The sequence below is a fragment of the Snodgrassella sp. W8132 genome (assembly GCF_016100865.1).
Classification (GTDB): Bacteria; Pseudomonadota; Gammaproteobacteria; order Burkholderiales; family Neisseriaceae; genus Snodgrassella; species Snodgrassella alvi.
In genome coordinates this window covers 355,154-374,817 of the sequence record NZ_JACFRQ010000002.1, presented here as the reverse complement: position 1 = coordinate 374,817, position 19,664 = coordinate 355,154, and the positions used below count along the sequence as shown (strand labels likewise).

The 19,664-nt window shown below is 42.3% G+C and carries 13 protein-coding genes; all 13 read right to left on the bottom strand.

The genetic code is table 11. From position 1 onward, the window contains the following. Nucleotides 1-158: 158 nt before the first annotated feature. The 13 genes from H3U82_RS09295 to H3U82_RS09235 all read right to left on the bottom strand — a co-directional run bounded on the left by H3U82_RS09295 (nt 159) and on the right by H3U82_RS09235 (nt 19,634). Nucleotides 159-656 (bottom strand): hypothetical protein, encoded by a 498-nt coding sequence (locus H3U82_RS09295; RefSeq protein ID WP_084552518.1) that lies wholly within the window; start codon nt 654-656, stop codon nt 159-161. A 464-nt stretch (nt 657-1,120) separates the two neighbouring features. Continuing rightward, the gene (locus tag H3U82_RS09290; protein ID WP_171991469.1) at nt 1,121-1,282 is read right to left on the bottom strand and encodes a hypothetical protein; all 162 of its coding nucleotides are present in this window, start codon (nt 1,280-1,282) and stop codon (nt 1,121-1,123) included. A gap of 28 nt (nt 1,283-1,310) precedes the next feature. Beyond that, nucleotides 1,311-1,508, bottom strand: coding sequence for a DUF4926 domain-containing protein (locus tag H3U82_RS09285; RefSeq protein ID WP_025331490.1), 198 nt, complete (start codon nt 1,506-1,508; stop codon nt 1,311-1,313). A 7-nt stretch (nt 1,509-1,515) separates the two neighbouring features. Next, nucleotides 1,516-9,945, bottom strand: coding sequence for a hemagglutinin repeat-containing protein (locus H3U82_RS09280; RefSeq protein ID WP_198210293.1), 8,430 nt, complete (start codon nt 9,943-9,945; stop codon nt 1,516-1,518). A gap of 65 nt (nt 9,946-10,010) precedes the next feature. After that, the gene (locus H3U82_RS09275; protein ID WP_198210291.1) at nt 10,011-11,783 is read right to left on the bottom strand and encodes a ShlB/FhaC/HecB family hemolysin secretion/activation protein; all 1,773 of its coding nucleotides are present in this window, start codon (nt 11,781-11,783) and stop codon (nt 10,011-10,013) included. A 493-nt stretch (nt 11,784-12,276) separates the two neighbouring features. After that, nucleotides 12,277-12,876 (bottom strand): nitroreductase family protein, encoded by a 600-nt coding sequence (locus H3U82_RS09270; RefSeq protein ID WP_198210289.1) that lies wholly within the window; start codon nt 12,874-12,876, stop codon nt 12,277-12,279. A gap of 342 nt (nt 12,877-13,218) precedes the next feature. After that, a complete protein-coding gene (locus H3U82_RS09265; RefSeq protein WP_198210287.1) occupies nt 13,219-13,521 on the bottom strand; it encodes an AzlD family protein in 303 nt (100 codons plus the stop codon). Further along, nucleotides 13,514-14,152: an AzlC family ABC transporter permease gene (locus H3U82_RS09260; protein ID WP_198210308.1), complete on the bottom strand. Its 639-nt coding sequence runs from the start codon at nt 14,150-14,152 to the stop codon at nt 13,514-13,516. Before H3U82_RS09260 ends, H3U82_RS09265 begins: the two co-directional genes overlap by 8 nt. A gap of 556 nt (nt 14,153-14,708) precedes the next feature. After that, on the bottom strand, nt 14,709-15,362 hold the full coding sequence (locus H3U82_RS09255) for a YiiX/YebB-like N1pC/P60 family cysteine hydrolase (protein WP_084552807.1): 654 nt from the start codon (nt 15,360-15,362) through the stop codon (nt 14,709-14,711). A gap of 100 nt (nt 15,363-15,462) precedes the next feature. Beyond that, entirely contained in the window at nt 15,463-15,921 is a 459-nt protein-coding gene (locus H3U82_RS09250; protein ID WP_198210285.1) for a hypothetical protein, read from the bottom strand. A gap of 144 nt (nt 15,922-16,065) precedes the next feature. Beyond that, entirely contained in the window at nt 16,066-16,905 is an 840-nt protein-coding gene (locus H3U82_RS09245; protein WP_198210283.1) for a MurR/RpiR family transcriptional regulator, read from the bottom strand. A gap of 237 nt (nt 16,906-17,142) precedes the next feature. Further along, nucleotides 17,143-18,135 (bottom strand): nucleoside hydrolase, encoded by a 993-nt coding sequence (locus tag H3U82_RS09240; protein ID WP_174830659.1) that lies wholly within the window; start codon nt 18,133-18,135, stop codon nt 17,143-17,145. 80 nt (nt 18,136-18,215) lie between these two features. Continuing rightward, complete coding sequence (locus tag H3U82_RS09235) at nt 18,216-19,634, bottom strand: MFS transporter (protein WP_198210281.1); 1,419 nt, start codon at nt 19,632-19,634, stop codon at nt 18,216-18,218. Nucleotides 19,635-19,664: the final 30 nt, after the last annotated feature.

Sequence of the window (19,664 nt, the reverse complement as noted above, 5' to 3'; positions counted from 1 at the left end):
ACCTTATCTTTATCAAAGTTATTATGCAGATATCCGGCCTTATCAGCATAATCTTCGCTGCTGATATCAGTATGGATGGCTGCTAGGTTTTAAAATCCCATACCTTAATCAATAAGATTAATTACATTATTCAATAAATATTTATTTTTTATTGAATATTACTGATGCTTTTGATTTTGATAAATACATGCATAACTAGGATATTGCCATACAACAGCATATCTTTGAAGCGGTATTTCAGTTACTGTTGGATCTCTTTCATAATCATAATAATCATCCAAATTAGAAGTAATAATCATCTCTTCTCCGCGACAGTTATGTTCAAAACCTAGTTTTGCACTATTCTTATCAACAGTATTAGAAATTTTTTTTCTATTTTCAAAATCATCATACTTTAGTTTAAATATCACATAAATTGTCGTTGTTGAACCATTTTTAGTTATCATTACTTGTTCTTTATTAAATGAATATGGCTTAAGAATATCTGGTAATTGTTTAATTATTATTGATTCTTTTTCATTATTATCTATTTCATATCTAGATTTTCCATTCCCCATCCATTTTATATACCCAAAAATTGAAAAGCTACATAATATAAAGATAATATATATAATCCTTTTCTTATATCCTTTCCATAGTATATTGATATTACTCATTTATAAACTTTCAGCAGACGTAGTTAATTTAAAATATATAATAAAAACAAACATAACAGAACAAGTACAAATAGCTTTTTATTATACTTGTTCTAATACTCTGTTATTTACATTTAAAGAGCTTATTTAATTCTTCTAATTTTTCTATTATAATTGCTGCTGCTTAACACTTCCAAAACAAAAGGTAAATCCAGAACCTATTTTACCTTTTATTTTTGGCAATTAATTGTTTATAGGTCGTGTAGTAGCAACTTTTCCTATAACCAAATAACTTTATACCATTTGTTATATACACCTAGTCTGGTCAGACCTAACCCTCCAATTCAACTGACCATGAATGGTCATTGATTGGAGGAGCTCAGATTTTATGCTGGTATGCTCATAACCATAACAATAAAGTAGGGTAAATTATTTATTCAACTTGTTATATAAGTCTAAAAGATAATAATTAGAATCTCTAATAGTTAGGTAGGAATCATTCTTATGTAGTTTTGCCAAGAATTCCATTCCAGAGAATTACCATTCATTCCCTTTCCTGCTTTACCACCAGTCAGCCAGTCATCATTGATGTACAGCCGAGGCTGTTGATTATCAGGATTGAGGGGCTGAGCTAAGAGGTAAAACAAAATCCCCACGGGTTAGGTGGGGATTGCTTTAGCTTACCTTGGATAATTTATCTGGTGATAAGGCTAGTATCTCTATTGTTCTACCGTTCTCATCACAGAACTCGACTTCATATGATTCATCGGGTTTAGTATAAACATCTATAATTGCACCTATCATTCCTGATTTCAGATTATACTCAGGAATATCTTCAGTTAAACTTACTGTATCAAAAAGGGAATATTTCATAATATCTTCACTTTACATAGAGTGTTGTTAATCTAGGTATTGATGATCCAGGATCATATATCCAACCAGTTCGAACAGTTGCTGTTTTCCCATTCGGTCCAGTAATTGGCATATCAATAGTAATTCTTTGACCATGATTATCTGCTTTACCTAGAATGGCTGTATTTGTTTTTGCTCCCGATTGTATTTTTGATATTAGATCATTTGCGTTTGATTGGTTATATCCTAAAGCTGACTCAAAAACTTTTGCTTTGTTTCCCCCTACGGGATGCTCGGTATTTAATGCATAAGAAGTAACTTTATTCGGATCAATTACTGCTTTATCTGCATTTGCTAGCTTCCCAGAGTTTCCTGTTTTAATTACAGCCTCTGCATGGGTGTAATTGTTCCAATTCGCTGTTGGTCCTGAAAGTTTATCTTTAGAGGTTATTGTAGCAACATCATCTACAGCACTCGTCCCCTTTCCGGCTTTTGCTTTAGAACCCTGCTTTTGCATCATTACAGAATATCTATTTTTTATCAAACCTATTTCGTCATTGGTTAGTCTCCTTCCTTTTTTCATGCTCAGTGCACGTATAACTGTTTCAACACTAACTCCTGAGTTGAGTAATGTATCAACTTGCTGTTGCATTATACTAACTGACCCTATGTAGCTCCCAGCAATTTGATATTGGAATACTCTTATGGCTATCTGTTCGTCAGAAGCTCCAGAGCGTTTCATTTTTTTGACTAGATTTAACATTGTAATTTGGTTGAAATCTGCATTGCCAATTACGCTCGCTGGTATCCATTCATTTGCATTTAAATCAAATATGCGTGAACCAAACCTACGCTGACTTTCTCCAGCCCCCCTCATCATTTTATTAGCATAGCTTGTCAATAATATTTTGGATTCTTCTTCTGTTATTTGTCCTGTCATATACAAATTCAATATGATTTTATTTGCTTCATCAGAGGCCTTTAAATATTCTTTTTCAACCTGAATCCTGCACTGATCTGTTTTGCATGCATCATATTTTCTTTGATAATCATCCGCACTTTGTACACCTGCTTTTTTCAGTTTTTCATTTAATATTTTTTCCTGAGTGTTAAGTTTACTTTCCCCCTTACTGTTACGAAGTGCATTATTATCAACCGCCGTATGCCCGGCCTGATTCCCCTGTGCCACATCAGCCATGCTGCCGCCTACTGCCGCTCCTGTTGCTGCTCCAGCCAACCCTATGATTGATGAAACCGTGGCTTTTTCATCTGCAGTTAAATCTTTTGATTCCTTGCCATACAGCCATTTCGATACTACCGGTGCCAGAGCTTCTGTTCCTGCCGCAGCCAGTCCGCCAGCCAGTGCATTATTTCCTCCTGCTGCCGCTACTGCTGCTCCTACTACTGCGTGCGCCACCAGATGCGCAGTGCTGCCTTCTGCATCTTTTCCTTTAAAGTACTGCCCTATCTGATATGAAACTATCGGGCTGGCTGTGGCTGCCACTATCCCTCCTATACTGTTAGTCGGGGCGGACAGGCCTGCTCCTATCGCATTTAACAGTAATCCGCCTGCATTCCACTGCGACAGTTCTTTTTCATATTTTTCACGTTCTTCCGGACTCAGTGCTTCATTTTTCAGTTTTTCTTTAAGGGCATCTTTTTTACTGTTTATCATAGCAGAGGCTGTCTGCATGTTATCGCTGAATTCCTGACTGATTTCACGCTGTAAATCCAGCTCTTTCTGTACCTTATCTTTATCAAAGTTATTATGCAGATATCCGGCCTTATCAGCATAATCTTCGCTGCTGATATCAGTATGGATGGCTGCTATGGTTTCTGCTACGGTTTTGCCGGTTTTCTGCTGCTGCACTGCTTCATCAGTGATGATGATATTGCCGGTATTAATACCGCTGTGGGTAATACTGCTGGTATGACCACTGTCACTACCATAGCCAACCGTTCCTTTGACGTTGCTGACACTCTCGCCTGTTTGGTTGTTTATGCTGGAATTATCCCAGCCTCCGTGATAGTTACCACTTGCACCTATTCCAATACTGCTGCCACGGTAATCGCTGTGATTTTTGATGTCACTGCTGGTAAGACTGCCGGTAATCAGGCTGTTTTTACCTGCTGCTTCTGCGGCACTGGCAGAAGTTATGATGGCACCTTTCAGATCTGTATTGCCTTTGACTTTAATCTGATAGCCGTCATCTCCGGCTATGATGCCGCTTTGTTCGGTTACTCCGGCATAATCGGCCTTGATTTTGCTCTTGCTGTAGCTGGCCGATCCCGATGCACCGTAGCCTACAGTAACCTGCCCGCTGATATTCTCCTGTTTACTGTCATATTTAGCTTTGTCCTGCAGGCTGGCTATGTTCAGCTCGGCTGCATCTATACTCACGCCTTTACCAATTACCTGTGCACCTATGATGTTGGTAGCACCGCCACTGCTGAGGCTGGTACTGCCGCTGCTGCTGCCGACATGGCTGTTCCGGTAGCTGGTTTCGTCTCCGTTACCATGGCCTTTACCCAGATTGCCTCCGGCTGTAACACCCAGAGATGTGCCACCAGAGCCATAGCTGATAGCCACTCCGGCATTCCAGCCGCTGGATTTATTACTGCTGCGCTCGCTGTGGCTTTGTTCGGCTGCAAGCAGGTTAATTTCGTTATCTGCCTGTAAATGGGTGCCTTTGCTGCCTGCCACATCTGATCCGATGATGTTGATATTAGAGTCTTTGCCTGCGCCCGTTGCCAGTAAATTGACTGTTCCGCCGGCATTAATCTGACTGGCAGAGGCCACGGTATCTTTTGTGTGATTTTCACTGCGACTCTTCTGCTGACCGATGGTTATGCTGACACTGACATTTTGGTCTGCTGATTGATCGCTGCCAAGTTTATTTAAAGCTTCGCCTGCTTTGTAGGTATCCATACCGGCATTGAAGGCAGCCATGGCATTGACGCGGTCATTTTTACTTTTACCTACGCGGTTAATGGCAGTATTCGCAGTCTGGATGGCATTCACCACAGGTACGTTGACAGCAACGGTGAGTCCGCTCTTTTCAAAAGTATGAATATTGTCTCGGTTATGTTCATCTTGCGCAGCTGCAATATTTATATCTTTAGCCGCTATGGTTACATTACCTGCAGGTGTGCTCACACTGCTGCCGGTCTGGTTGTAGTGATTATCTGCAATGATAATGGTATCTCCGTACAGGCTGCCGATGCTGCTGCCGCTGTGAACAAGAGATTTACTGGTGGTATCGTCAGTTTCTTTCTGTTTACCGATAGTGAAGCCGATACCGCCGCTGCCCATCAGACCGGATTTAGTATCTTTGCGATACTGACGATCAGCATAATGATTTTCTGCTGCGCTGATGCTGATATCGTTACCCGCCTGCATAATGGTACCGAAATCAGAGATGACGTTGCTACCACGGATATTGATGTCTTTATCACTGCTGATGTTGATTAAAGCTCCGGTAATATTACTGGATACAGCTTCATCATGGTCGGCCTGATACTGATCAAGACTGGTTTTTTTCGACAACAGCCCGCTGGATTTAATATATGTAGAATGATCCATCTCAGTTTGCTGGCGTCCTTCGCTGATATTAACGCCGTTTTTACCATAAAGGTTGATATTACCCTGAAGGCTGTTGATGTCACCCTGCCTGATATTGAGTTGCTCTCCGGAAAGTATGTTAATGTCGCCGATGGCATTGATGCTGGTACCGGTTTCATTCTGATAACGGTTTATCCAGTGATTTTTATCGCTGCGGCTGCCTGAAGCCATATTGGTTGCAGTGGTCACTGTATTAAGATCGATACTACCTTCTCCGGAGCTAAGCTGAGTAATGCCATTCTCAGCTGTATTGGTAATGCCGGCACCGTGACTGGTAATACCGTGTATACCGGCCACACTAAGAACACTGTCTTTTTCACCAGTGACATATAATCCTGCGGTGCGGTCAATAATGGTGCCGCCATTATGTTCATCTCCATAGCTGACGGTAGTGCTGCTGAGGTTGATTTTATCGGCTTTCAGACTAAGCAGATCTTTACCTGTGGCTACTCCGCCATTAAAGTCAATGTTCTCTTTGGCAGTGAGACCAACTTTACTGCCACTGATAGTACCGCTGTTGCTGATATTCTGTGCACCGATACTGGTAATATTCTGACCGGCTATGGTGCCCTGATTATTTATATTACCGCTATTTTGCAGGTTAATATTGCGGGCACTGATGAGACTGCCGTTGTCATTGACATCTCCGCTGTGAACCATCAGGTACACTTTGGGTACAAGTACTGTCTGCTGGCTGCCATCTGCCAGAGTGACGGTCTGGCTGACCATCCACACGATGTTACTAGTCAGTTGTGCCATTTGCTCAGGGCTCAGGTCTATTCCCGGTGTCAGGTTAAATTTCTGTGCATATGCGATACCGGCATTCATCAGTGCTTTATATTGCTCTTCATTATTGCTGTAACCTTCGAGATAACGGTAACCGGTCAGTTTAGCTATCTGCTCGTTAATCAGCCGCTGTTCATAGTAGCCGTCACCAAGCCGTTTTTGCATATTCTCGGGATTCTGCCCCAGAGCGCTGAGCATATAATCACTGCCCAGCCATTTTCTCATGTTGGTAAAGGCCGGATCGGTTTCTACCAGATAGCCGCTATTGTCCGGACTGATATGATAAAGGCTGTTGTTAGGCAGTTTGGTAGTGTAATCACTGAGGGTCTGTATGTTCTGGTTGTGACTGTTTAACTGTGTCTGTGCTTTATCTTGCTGCTGTAGCTGGTTATTGTTTTGAACCTGCTCTGCATGTGCCTGATTGGTTCCTGTGCTGGTGTGTTGCTGCACTACACTGACCGGAGTCTCAAATTCATGGCTGCTGATGATAGTTTTGTTATACGAGGTTTCTCCATTCGTTTTAATTTTTCCCTTTGACAGTTTTTTATTCACATATTTATAGCCACCCTCTTTTCCATGCTCTTCTACTCGCTGCCGGCCTTTGGTTTCTTTGTTCTCCAGATTCAGATTATCTGTACTCTGCAAGGTGCCACCAACGATAATATGGCTGTTGTCATTCAGCCAGTGTTCACCACTGACGGTCAAATCTCCGCCTATAATAATTTCTCCGGGCTGAGTTTCAGTTACTTTCTGTTTATAAATATCACGCTTGAAATCCCACCAGTGCAGTTTTGATACTGAATATTTTTTCCATACTTTCTTGCTTTTATCATTAAAGGTAAAACTGATTTTTTTTCTTTCTTCTTTATATTTACCGTCTACACCATCTACCCAGATTTCAGGGTTACCTTTCTCCTGATACTGATGAATTTTCTTACTGCTCTCCAGATATTCTTCTACGCTAAAGTGGTTATTTTGATTTTTCAATTGTTTAACTGCAATATTGCCATTACCCTGCGCTTCTATCCGTGCACTGCTGTTAGTGAGGCTTTCTGCCATACCGCTGGCCTGATGCTGCTCATTCAGAATGCCTCCGATAGCAATATCACCTTCGCTGGATAACAGAGCATGCTCTTGATTTATGATATTGGAAGCACCAATATCCAGACGGTTTCTGGCTGCTACCACTGCCGCTTTGGTTTCGGTACCGGTGTTTTCTTCCTGATTAAACAAGTTATGAGTACCGATAGCCACATGATTACCATAAATACGGCCGGTACCGATGTTGTTGATGCTGCTGCCCGAATGTATCAGTGTAGTACCGTTACTATTGAGCAGGCCGCGATTAGTAATGCTGTCAGCTGCGTTCAGTTCGGTATGGCTGTTGCTCTGAATAATCCCATTGGTCTGGTTACTGATGTTCGCCGCTTTGATAATTACGCTATTGCCGCCGGTTACGGTATGGCTATTACTGATATTTCCCTGACTGCTGATACTCAGGTTATGACCGGCACTCAGATCTGTATCAATGCTGAAATCATCAATCAGTGCAATATCTGCATCATTCCCGGCAGCAATAGTACTTTGGTTGTTGAGATTTTTGGCATGCAGACTAAGATTCTGTCCGGCAATAATCCGGCCATTATCGCTATTATCCACATGGAGATTATTGCCACTGTTATCAGTGCCGTTACCGCTAATTGATATGTCTTTAAGAGCGCTTATCTGCCCCTGCTGATTAACGAGAGACTGGTTAATTACGGCATCGATTTTTTCATTGGCACGTATAGCGCCTTGTCTGTTATTCAGATTATTACTGCTAATCCGGATGGATTCTGCATCTATTGAACCCTGCTGATTGTTTAATTCGCTACTGTATATATCTGCCTGTTTACCGGCACTGATTTTACCATTGCTGTTTTCTATGCTTTTAGCATAAATAGTCAGCTGACCATTACTGCCAATTTGTCCGTCACGATTATCTGCCTGATTTTGTATCTTCAGTTGCTGATCAGCTATGCTGCGGACAGCACCCTGCCGGTTATTCAGATTTGCTGCATCTATCCTCAGGCTGTTACTGTCTATCGCTCCGCTGCTGTTGTTCAGACTGTCTGTTTCCAGCTCTGTCTGACCGCCGCTCCACAACTGCCCGGCATTGCTGTTATCAATGTAGCTGCTGCTATTAAGCTGTAATTTGTTCTGGGCTGCTATTACGCCGCTATTGCTGTTATCTGTTTCTGCGCTGTTAATTTCTATCTGTCCGGCTGACTGGATACGACCATGGCGGTTATCCAGTACTTTTCCTGCGTACTGTAACTGCTCGCTGCCGCTGATTTCACCCTGCCGGTTATCCAGCCGGTCAGTTTTGATTTGTGCCTGTCTGACAATCAGTTTGCCCTGAGTATTATCCAGCAAATCTCCGCTTACCTGAAGGTGATTCAGATGCAGATTAGCATGGTTACTCAATCCGTTATGAGCATTAAGATCGATGCCGCCGTTACCTGTAATCTGCCCGTTATCATTGATAATTTCCTGCCGGCTGATGATTTGTCCGGCTGCAAACTGTTTAGGCTGGCTGAGCGCAGGTTTGGTCTGACCTGTTGCTGTTGCACTGCTTGGCGGATTGGTATTACTGTCTGACGGTTCTCCGGTGTTAGCCGGTTTGTCAGGGGCTGGTTCTGTGCTGCTTTCTGCTGGTGCATAGCCAATCAGACCGTTGTTTTCGTTGCTTAGTTTATCTGTTTCCAGACTCAACGCCTGCAAACCGCTCTGGATAATTTTGCCGTTACGGTTATGAAGGCTGTCACTGATGATGTCCAGACGGCCGCCGTTGATTTCTCCCTGATTATCCAGTTGTTGCCGGTTACGGATATTCAGTTCGTCAGCACTGGTAATTAAACCACTGTTGTCCAGCTGCCGGCTCTGTAATTGCAGTTTACCCAGGCTGGAGACAGTACCGCTGTTGCTGATACTGTCAGCTTTGATGGCGGCTGCGGCACTATCTGCGCCGACACTGCTCTTATCAGCAGCAACGATGCTGCCGCTGTTACTCAGTTTGCCATCGGCACTAATCTGTACGCCACCTGCCCCGGCAAATATCTGACCGGCATTATTAATGCCGACACCTTTGTCGTTGCTGACGAGTGTGATTTTACCTGCGTACATACCGGCCAGTTTGCTACTGTCTATGGCTACCCGGTTCTGGGCTGAGTTCTCAGCCGGATAGCTGGGCGTAATTGCTCCCTGCGAAGTAATATCGTTGCTGCCGGCAATAATATTGAGATTATTTGCCCAGATGCCGGCATTGATTTGAGCAGCTTTGGTCAGGATATTGGTGTAATCACTACCCCGGCTATCCAGCCCCTGTCCGTTGATGCTGATATTGCCTTCACGTACCTGAAAACCATCCAGACTACCATTATTGAGTATGGGTTTGCCGGTAGTCAGTGTTACACCGGCAGCATTAATAAAGCCGCCTCCGTTAACATTGATTCCGGCGGGGTTTGCCATGATAACTTCGGCACGTTTACCGGCTACTTCGATGTAGCCGTTAATCCGGCTGGGATTGCTGCTATTAATCTGGTTAACGATGACTCTGGCTTCGCCTCTGGCCAGCCAGGGATTGCCCTGTACCCAACCAGCCTGCTGTGTCTGAATGCTTTTTCGGCTATTGTTGAGAATAGCACCTTTTTGATTTACATCCAGCTGCCGGTACTGATTGACGGACACGCCGCCTTTACTTGGAGTCTGAATATTTATCTGTGGTACACCATTGGCAGTTTGTAATATGGTGGGCTGCTGATTCTTAGGTGCAGATGTATCTGCGTGAATGTCGGCCGCTATGGCTCCGTTACCGGTCAGTACGCATAAGCCCAGTCCTAACAGGATAGAGCCGGTGATTAATGGCAGTTTGGCCAGCAGGCTGCCGGTAATGCTGTTACTGCTGCTGCGGTCGGCTGTGCTTTTACCTTCGCGAGTGGTGTTTTCTGCTACGGCTACCAGCATGCCTCTTTTTTTATTGAATATGATTTTATAACGGTTTTTATTCATGATTGATCCTCTTAAATCTGGCTTTATATCTTTAATTCATAGCCATTTTTTGTTTCTTTAACAATTTACATTGAATAATTAAGACTGAAGCCTACATTGGTTCTGTCCGTACGGAAGTATTGCGGTTTGTATATTGGTTTACCGGCAAAGATGTCGTAATACCATTGTCCGCCGGCTTTGATTTGTCCTTTAAAGCCGATAACTGCTCCAGCCAGTGTTTTTCCCAGCTGCATTTCAGTTGACGGCCCGGAAACGTGGCCGACATCAAGTCCGAGATATACCTGATGGCGGCCTTTGTATTGCCAGTTCAGGTTATTATTCCAATACCAGCCGTGCTCACCCATCAAGGTAACTTCGCCATCAAAACCACGCACGGTGTAACGGCCGCCAATGGAAAGCTGATCCTGGGTAATTAATGGTGTTTTGTTCCACTGTCCGTGAAAGGAGCTGTCATAGCTTAACTGCTGATTACCCAGCGTGAACGGCCACAATAAACCGGCATCTACGGTAATGATTTTCATGCGTGAAGTACCTTCACCAAATTCTTCTTCAGGTGCACGCAAACTGTTATCCGCGCCAGTACCACGCTTGTAGCCCAGCCCCAGATTGACGACGGCATTACCGATATATTCCTGATGATTCAGATTGACAGCCCAGCCTGCAGTATGACGCTGCTGAACTTCAATTTCGGCATCGTTAATAAAATTATGCGATTCGCGTTTCCATACCTTAGCGGTAACATCGATTTTGCGATGGCTGTTGCGGTAAAGCATACGGGTTAAACCCAGGTCGGTATTGTCACTGTTACCACTGTAATCATAGTTTTCGTTATAACCTGCTATTGCCTGATGATAGCGGTAATGATTGCGGTTGAAGGCAATCTGCCAGTTACCGAAAGGAACTGAGTAATGCAGGGCATAGCCGTGTGTACCACTGCCGGTACGATTGCCATCACTGTCAAAATAGCTGTCTTTGCTACCCAGATCATGATTGTAGTTGATGTAGAATAAATCACTTAATCCAAGAGGATTATCTACCGATAGGGTGACACCTCCCTGATAACGTCCGGTTGAATGACTGCCGGAATCGTCTATATTGAAACTTAAACGCATTGGCACGGTACGCTGTGACCAGCTTATTACTATATCACTCTGATTGGGCTCGTCTGCCGGCACAATCTGAATATCGGCTTCAGCAGTCGGAACTCGGCGAAGGTTTTCAAGCCCTTGCTCCAATGCACGTAAATTCAGAATATCACCAGCCCTGACCGGAAATTCATTCTGAATATGGCGAATACGACCAACATGTTTGGAAGCAGAATCATCCAGATTATAACGAATAGCATGAACCCGTCCGGCAATAACACTCAGCTGTAATTGCCCGCTATTAATATCTTGCGGACTGGCCAGAATACGGGTAGTGGTATAGCCACGTTCTATAACGGCATTTTGCGCCAGAATCATAATCTGATTTATCGCTTTTCCGCCCAGACACATACCGGGCGTAAACTGACTCTGACGAAGAGCTTTTTTCAGGGCAAACTGAAAATGACCTGCATCTTCTCCGACCAGACGGATGTCCTGGATAGCAAAACAGGGAGTTTCATCTGTTATCAGTTTACCTGTTCCAGACAGATTTTCTTCCGCAGGCTGCAAATGTACGTTTACATCAGGCTGCATTTGCTGCCGGAATTGCTGCTGACGCTGCTGCTCGCGTATAATTTGCTGCTGTTGTTTCTTATCTATCTGTTCAGCCGCTTCGTTCATTGATGCAGCATTGGCTTGTAACAGACTTATCCCTAATAGATTTAACAATAAAACTGGGTTTTTTATACGCATTTATGCTTAATGAATGTTAATACTAGTTAATTTTAACGTTATTTAAAGTTAATTACAACTTTAAATATTCTATTATCATTTACATAAATATACTTAATAACTTTAGTAGTAACAGTATTTTTTATAGAAACTTGCATTAAATCGATATTAAATATTATATAAATATATGTTTTAAAATAATTTTTTTAATTTAATTAAAATTAATGAATTATATAAAAGTTTTCAGATATAAAAATTATATCAAAATACAGTATTAGCTTTTTTTATGTTTAAATTTTTATTTTATAATCAATAATAAATTGATTTATTTAAAATCTTAAAATTTTATTTTTTTATTATAATAAAAAAGCAATATTAGTTCTAATTGTTCAAAAAGGGCTAAAATTATCATTCCGAAGCGAAAAATCGATAAAAATCTAACCGGATCAGAGATATTCTGATCCGGCCGGCAGCATTTCGGAATTTATTTTATGCAGATATCTGATTATCTAATTCAGTAAAATACTTTAAATCGTTCCGTATCATCAATAAAGCTTTTTTCAGGGAAAGATGCTTCATTGGAACCAAAAGGCATCATTGCACGCAGCTTCCAGCTTTCCGGTATCTGCCATTCTTTAGCAGCTGCCGCATCGGGCAAAGGGTTATAGTGTTGCAGGCTGGCACCGATGCCGGCATTTGCCAGAGCAGACCAGACTGCAAACTGGGCAATACCGCTTCCCTGTTCCGACCAGGCAGGAAACTGCTCAGCATAGCTGGGATATTGCTGTTGCAGGCTGGTAATGATTTGCTGATCTTCATAAAATAATATGGTACCGACACCAGCCGCAAAACTATTAATTTTGGCCTCTGTGGGGGCAAATTTGTCTGCAGGTACTATGATACGCAATTCATTCATGACAATATGCCAGAATTTTTCACTTTGCTGACCAAACAGGATTACAGCACGTGAACTTTGCGAATTAAAAGCTGACGGAGACAGTTTAATGGCTTCTTCTATTAAAGCAGTTATTTCTTCCTGTGCCTGAGTAATATTCCTGCCGAGTGCATACTGGGTACGACGTTTTTCAATGGCTTCTATTAATGTATTATTCATGTTCTTTCCTTTATCATTATGCAATTAAATTAATAAATTAACTCCAACATACATTGATATACTAGCGGAAAAATTTAAGTCTACCCAGCCCTGTTTATCAGTACAAAAATTATTCATTTTAGATATTAATAAATTTTATTTTCTTAAAAAACAAAATATAACAAATAAAATAAATCGAAATTGATGATAATTGCGCCGGTTTGAAGTCGTTGTTACACAGCATTTCCTTATAGGAATTGATTTTTTATTTATATGAAAATGCCATATTTGTACTATCAAACAGACTGTTTTTAATATATTTTTATAAATTATTACTGTTATTGGGTCAGGAATACGCAATATTTAGCTGAACAGATAGTGACGCAAAAAAGCCGTAATAGCGATACTGAACACCACTGTTGGTAACAGTGAAAATCGCCACGCCAGTAATATCGTGATGATAACGGCTAAAAGATTAGCTGAATTGGTTGTGGCAAAGGCAGGAGCGATTACGGCAATCAGGACACAGCCGGGGACGGATTCAAGGACTTTGGTCAGGCGCGGACTAAGCTTACGCTTGCGTAATAACAGATAACCACTGATTCGGGTGATGTAAGTAACTACTGCCATGGCCAGAATAGTGAGTAAAGCTGATAAATCAATCATACGCTGCCATGATAAAAGCTACAGTTAAGCCTGATATTGTACCCAGTAATACATACCATGCACCAGGCAGGAAAAGATAGCCGGCAATCGCCGCCAGCAGGCTCACCAGCCATGGAATAGCTGCAGTAAAACCTTTCCACATTCCTTTGAGTAAAACCAGAAACACTGCCACAAAGGCCATATCAAAACCGTAATGAGTAACATCGCCAATTACCGGTCCGATAAGTGCACCCACAGTTGTGAATCCGACCCAGACGACATACAGACCTATGCCGGCACCAAGATAAAAATAATAGCTGAATTTCTGCTTTGGTGAGTTTTTCGCATCAGTAAATGCCAGCGCCCAGCTTTCGTCACACATTAAAAACAACGCAGAAAATACTTTTCGTCTGGGCAGATCTTTTAGATAAGGTGTTAGTGCCGCACTCATCAGAATATGGCGACTGTTTACCAGTAGTGTCATTAAAGCAATTAAGACTAAATGCGGGGGTGAAGTCCACAAATTAACCGCTACAAATTCGGAACCACCGGCAAAGTTTACCGCAGTAAGCAGTGAAATTTCACCGGTACGCATTCCTTTTTGAATTGCCTGCGCACCTAACACCAATGAAAACGGAATAAAACTCAGCATAACCGGCAAAGCGGTAATCAACCCTCTTTTAAATTCCTGTCCTGATTGTAATAGGGCAGACGATGACACAGTTTGGTGCTTTCCGGTGTAAATTTAGTGTTGTGTATTATAAAGAGGATATTTACACAACGTAAACATAAAATACCAATATAGATAATGAAATACAGCTTAAGCGGGTGAACTCGGTACAAAATAAATAATTTTATGCAATAATAATATTCTATTTCTGAATTTTTTATGCAAGTTAATTACAATTCGATTATTTTATCTATTTGCTTTTCTATTCTATTAATAAAATGATGCTGAATTGATATATAAATTTCTTTCTTTAAAAATACATTTGTCATTTTGCTAATCATAAATTTAAGACTGCTAACCCAATATACAATTTTTTGATGCTATTAATTTTCATTATTCAGGAATAGTACGGATATCTGTATTAATCCGTTTATCTGACTCATGATTAGTGATTGGTTAATTTGGTATGTGCCGGATAAAGTTTAGTTTCTATAATGAAACAGACCAGCATAATTAATGCCGGTCTGTTGGTTAATAACTAATAGTAATGAACAATATCAATTAAATCAGAGCGGGACATATCGCCCGGATTATTTCCGGGCTGACCCTCAGGTATCGGAATACCCATTTTCTGGAAATGCTTTACCCAGTAATCAGGAAATTCACCAGTATCTTTAGACTTAAAGGTCATTGCGCGTAATGGGAATACTTCCTGCCCGTTGTTGGCTTCTTTGAATATCTGATAAATCAGCTCAGAACAGTAATACTGATCGTTGGTGATATCAAAGGCATCATCGTATTTTTTACCTACTTTTTGCTGTGCATAAATCAGAGCAGAAGGAATCAGTGCCTGATAAGGTGCTTTCAATCTGCCCACTACTGCTCGCGGCTGACATTTTTTTTTGGGATGCAGATATGTTTTCAGTGATGTGATACGGACTTCAGGAGTGGTGGCTTCAATAACAAAATACTGATTTGGGTTTTTCTGCCAGACAATTCCGACATGAGTAAAATTGTATCCGGTCAGACCACTGGTAGCAGCCTTAATGGCACTATTCATACCGCCGTCACAATTTTCCAGAAAAATAAGATCACCATTTTGTGGTTTAAAGGATTTTTGGGCATAGACATTCAGGCTGAAAAATAAACTGCACACCAGAGCCAGCAATAAACGGATAGTTTTTTTATTCATGTACAAACCATATCTTATTAGTAAATAATGATTAATTATACTGCATATACATTGATTAACCAGTTTTTATAGAATTTAGGCTGTAAAGTACGCTTTTAAATCAATCGGTATCTTTACCAAGCTTGCGCTGGAAAATACGGTAGCTGGCTGCAAATGCAGCAATAGCCGCACCAATCAGCGCACCACCGATAAACATGGAAACTAAATCAACAGTTTTGCCCACATCCAGACTGTCCAGTATCTGTTTAGAACTCAGTTTCTGGCTGCCCGGGCTGCTCATGCCTTCAATCATATGGCGATTATTACATTTGGGCAGCAAGACATTCTGATCAGCAGCCTGTGGAAATGTTTGTCTGACTGCTGTTTCACACTGCTGAATCTGTGCCGGCGTAACCAGATTAAACCAGCCGCCGATATACAGCCCTCCGGCAAGCAGACAAATAGCAATAATGCCTACCAGAATGGCAGAGCCTCTTTTCTGCTGCGTAGCCGCTTCTGAAGTTTTAACCTTTTTCTGCTGTTCGGTCTGACGTTTAATTTGACGGGTTTTGTTACTCACTAGCGCTCATTTCGTTGTAATAATTTAAGATAAATACCGTGCCCGAGGAGACAATGCAAACCCGCTGACAACCGGCAGAAACTTCATACAGGTAATCATATTGGCTGATAGTGAATCATACTAAAAGCTGTTTTTCTGCTGAAATTAGTATTGTAAAAATTTCAGCTTAACTCCTGCCTTGGTTTTTGCCAGCATTTCGCTTACATTTTCGCCCAGATGCAAGGCCAGGCCGATAGTCAGCATATCAACTACCATCAGCTGTAGCAGACGGGAAATCATCGGGGTATATTTTTCGCTGTCTTCAGGGGTAACAACACTAATGACACAGTCACAGGCTTGTGCGACGGGTGATCCGGCACGGGTAAGAGCGATTACTTTGGCGCCGTTACCCTTGGCAATTTTAATTGCATCAAGTAAATCTCGTGAAGAACCTGAATGCGAAATAACAACCAGCACATCTTGTGGTGACAATACGGCAGCAGCCATCAGTTGTACATGACTATCGGTATAGGCAACTGTAGACAAACCAAAACGGAAAAGTTTGTGCTGAGCATCCATTGCGACAATACCTGAATTGCCTGCCCCATAGAATTCTATACGGCGCGCTTTGGCCATCAGCCTGACTGCGGTTTCCAAGTCAGCCGCATTAAGAGATTTACGGCTGCCAAGCACTGTGGCTGCGGTACTGGCTATAACTTTATTCAGCACGTCCTGCATAGAATCTGTGCTATTGAGTTCTTCATGGACATATGGCATGCCGTCATGACCGATACTGGCAGAAAGATTAAGTTTAAATTCAGGCAACCCGCTATAGCCCATGCTGCGGCAAAAACGGATAACCGTAGGCTGGCTGACACGTGCCTCTTTAGCAATATTGGCTACAGCTGCGTGTACAAACCACTTGGTCTGCGCCAGTACACATTCAGCAACCCGGCGTTCTGCTGAAGATAATTCAGGTAATTTCTGACTGATTTTAGCTAACATTATGCTCTCCTGTTTTGTTGTCGCCACAAAACAGGAAGAGAAATATTGATAATTAATTTATACATGGTAAACCTGCTAATTTCTCTTGTATTGCGTGCCTATGCTAACACTGAAATAAACAAATGCAATATTCTGATGCGGATTATCGTTATCATGATGGTTATTAAAACCATAAATATTTATTATAGCGGTATTAGAACAGATTTTTGTTATTACTGTAAGATATTCTAATATTTTCTAGCAGCGATACTGACCTAATGCATTAAATATAATTTCAAGTAAACGCTGATTATCTACCTGCTCCATTACATTAACAGGCTGATGACTGACTGGGGGCATACCGACAGTCAGTCTGAGTGCACCCTCTTTCCAGCGACGGCTGCTGGCACGGGTACAGTCTCGCGCAGTGGATACATCAACAATATAAGGTGAGCTGGTAACAATGCTTTCATCAATCAGCTTGGCGACACACAATACATCATGAATCCAGCAACCGGCCAGCTGGCGTGTCTGAATAGAATAGTCTATCCACGGACGTGATGTACGGACAATAAAATCTGCAAGCGGATTGGCAAAGCTCTGAAGTTTATCCAGATCCTGATGGGTGAGCAGTGTCTGTGTAGTTACGTCCAGCGGTGCAAGGGTAATATTGGCTCCACTTTCGATAACAATTTTGGCTGCTTCAGGGTCAACAGCGAAGTTGGTGTCCTTAAGGTAGCTGTCCAGCTGAAATACACCGCCCATGATGACAATTTCGGCAACAGACCGGGCAAAATCAGGATAAAGCTGGATGGTATGGGCAATATTGGTTAACGGACCAATAGCCACCACGGTAATTTCACCGGGGTTCTTACACACCAGTTCACCAATTGCCTGAGCCGCATGTGGCGCACTGTGATCATTTAATGGCGGCAGCGGTGGCAGATTGTCCCATAAAGACAATAATCCCTGTTTGCGTACATTATTATCCAGTTGTTCTCGCCATGGGGCAGCCGGTTCAAGTAATGCCTGAGCAGCTCCTTTTACTACCGGGATGCTTTGATTCAATTCCTGCATTAATTGGTGCGCTACCTGAAAACCGGTATCCCGTGGTGTATTACCGGCCACAATGGTAATCAATTCCAGTTTAATTGAATCTGCAGCCAGTGCCAGCGCCAGCGCCAGCCCGTCATCTACATTCGCGCCTGCAATACCATTACCGGGATCACAATCAATTACGATACGCTTCATAAATATTTACCTGTGCTTCAATTATAACGGAGTCAGTAACTGACTCCGTTATTGGTGATTCTATCAATTTGTTAAAGCAGTTAAATGGCGTCTTCTACTGCATTTAGGTCGCGTCCGCGAGTTTCCGGAGCATAGAATGTAGTTATAAAGCCAATACCTGCCATCACTACAAAATAAATTGCAATCGGCCACCATGTCTCATAATGTTTCAGCAATGCTGAGGCAACTAATGACGCAATACCACCAGACATAATGCCTCCGAACTCTTTAGCCAAAGCCATTTTAGAGTAACGATTACGCACCCCGAACAGTTCTACCCCATAGGCTGCCTGTACACCGAAAATACCCAGTGACGCCAGACACATACCAATAACAATAATACTGGCTACGATAAAAGGATCTCGTGTTTCCAGAAACATATAAGCCGGAACAGCATACAGCATCAGTAGAAAACAGAACCAGCGGTAAACAATACGGCGGCCAAACCGATCGGATAACCAACCGGCAAACGGAATCACAAAAAAGCCTAACAAAGAAGCAACAAATACCGCAGAAGTAGCAACAATTTGATTCACTTTCAGAAAATTGACCACATAGCCGATAACAAATCCCTGCGCCAGGTAAGATGGGCCGTTTTCACCGATACGCAAGCCCAGCATAATAAAAAATGCTTTGTTAGCTGCTAGAAATGCTTTAACACGTGCAAGAAAGGGAATGCTTTCATCTGTTTCAGTAACTTGTGAAACTGATATTTCAGTTTTTTGCACCTGAGATTGTTTAACTTCATTTTGTTCCTGCTCGAATACCGGAGTTTCCCGTACATGGCGGCGAATAAGAGTAGCGGCAAGAGCAATCAGTGCACTGAGAATAAATGGTATCCGCCAACCCCAGCTGGCTACATCTTCTTTATCCAGCATTAACACTAACAGCCAGACAGTCGAAGCGACCAGTGTACCACTGTTAGAACCAATGCCAATAATAGAAGCAATCAGACCGCGGTGTTTGGGTGGTGCATATTCTCCCAGCATTACTGTAGCGCCGGAAAGTTCTGCACCGGCTCCAAAGCCCTGCATAAAACGCAGTATAGCTAAAAGAACTGGTGCCCATATCCCAATAGTGGCATAACTAGGAATAAAACCAATCAGTGTGGTGGAAATGCCCATCAGAGCAATAGTGGTTACCAGTACAAATTTACGTCCTTTAAGGTCGCCAAGACGGCCAAAAAATATGGCACCGATCGGGCGGGCAACAAAGCCGACTGAATAAGTGGCAAAACTGTACAGAAGAGCAATTGTGGACGTTTCTCCCGGAAAAAATACATCTCCGAATACCAGCCCTGCGGCTAGGCCGTATAAAGCAAAATCCACATACTCCATGGTGGTTCCGAGCCAGCAGGAAAGTGTTGCCTTAATAAATTCCCGTCGTCCTTCAGGTGTGGCTAAACGCTGTTCAGCTGCGCTCTGCTTCGGGCTGTCAACTGACGATTGTAAGTCACTCATTCAAATATCCTATGGTTACAAATCAGGGTG

What these genes read in the sequence shown, in the direction of transcription:
- H3U82_RS09245 (WP_198210283.1), bottom strand. Translation starts at nt 16,905, where the DNA reads ATGTTAGCTAAAATCAGTCAGAAATTACCTGAATTATCTTCAGCAGAA.
- H3U82_RS09240 (WP_174830659.1), bottom strand. Translation starts at nt 18,135, where the DNA reads ATGAAGCGTATCGTAATTGATTGTGATCCCGGTAATGGTATTGCAGGC.
- H3U82_RS09275 (WP_198210291.1), bottom strand. Translation starts at nt 11,783, where the DNA reads ATGCGTATAAAAAACCCAGTTTTATTGTTAAATCTATTAGGGATAAGT.
- H3U82_RS09260 (WP_198210308.1), bottom strand. Translation starts at nt 14,152, where the DNA reads ATGCTGAGTTTTATTCCGTTTTCATTGGTGTTAGGTGCGCAGGCAATT.
- H3U82_RS09280 (WP_198210293.1), bottom strand. Translation starts at nt 9,945, where the DNA reads ATGAATAAAAACCGTTATAAAATCATATTCAATAAAAAAAGAGGCATG.
- H3U82_RS09255 (WP_084552807.1), bottom strand. Translation starts at nt 15,362, where the DNA reads ATGAATAAAAAAACTATCCGTTTATTGCTGGCTCTGGTGTGCAGTTTA.
- H3U82_RS09295 (WP_084552518.1), bottom strand. Translation starts at nt 656, where the DNA reads ATGAGTAATATCAATATACTATGGAAAGGATATAAGAAAAGGATTATA.
- H3U82_RS09270 (WP_198210289.1), bottom strand. Translation starts at nt 12,876, where the DNA reads ATGAATAATACATTAATAGAAGCCATTGAAAAACGTCGTACCCAGTAT.
- H3U82_RS09265 (WP_198210287.1), bottom strand. Translation starts at nt 13,521, where the DNA reads ATGATTGATTTATCAGCTTTACTCACTATTCTGGCCATGGCAGTAGTT.
- H3U82_RS09235 (WP_198210281.1), bottom strand. Translation starts at nt 19,634, where the DNA reads ATGAGTGACTTACAATCGTCAGTTGACAGCCCGAAGCAGAGCGCAGCT.
- H3U82_RS09285 (WP_025331490.1), bottom strand. Translation starts at nt 1,508, where the DNA reads ATGAAATATTCCCTTTTTGATACAGTAAGTTTAACTGAAGATATTCCT.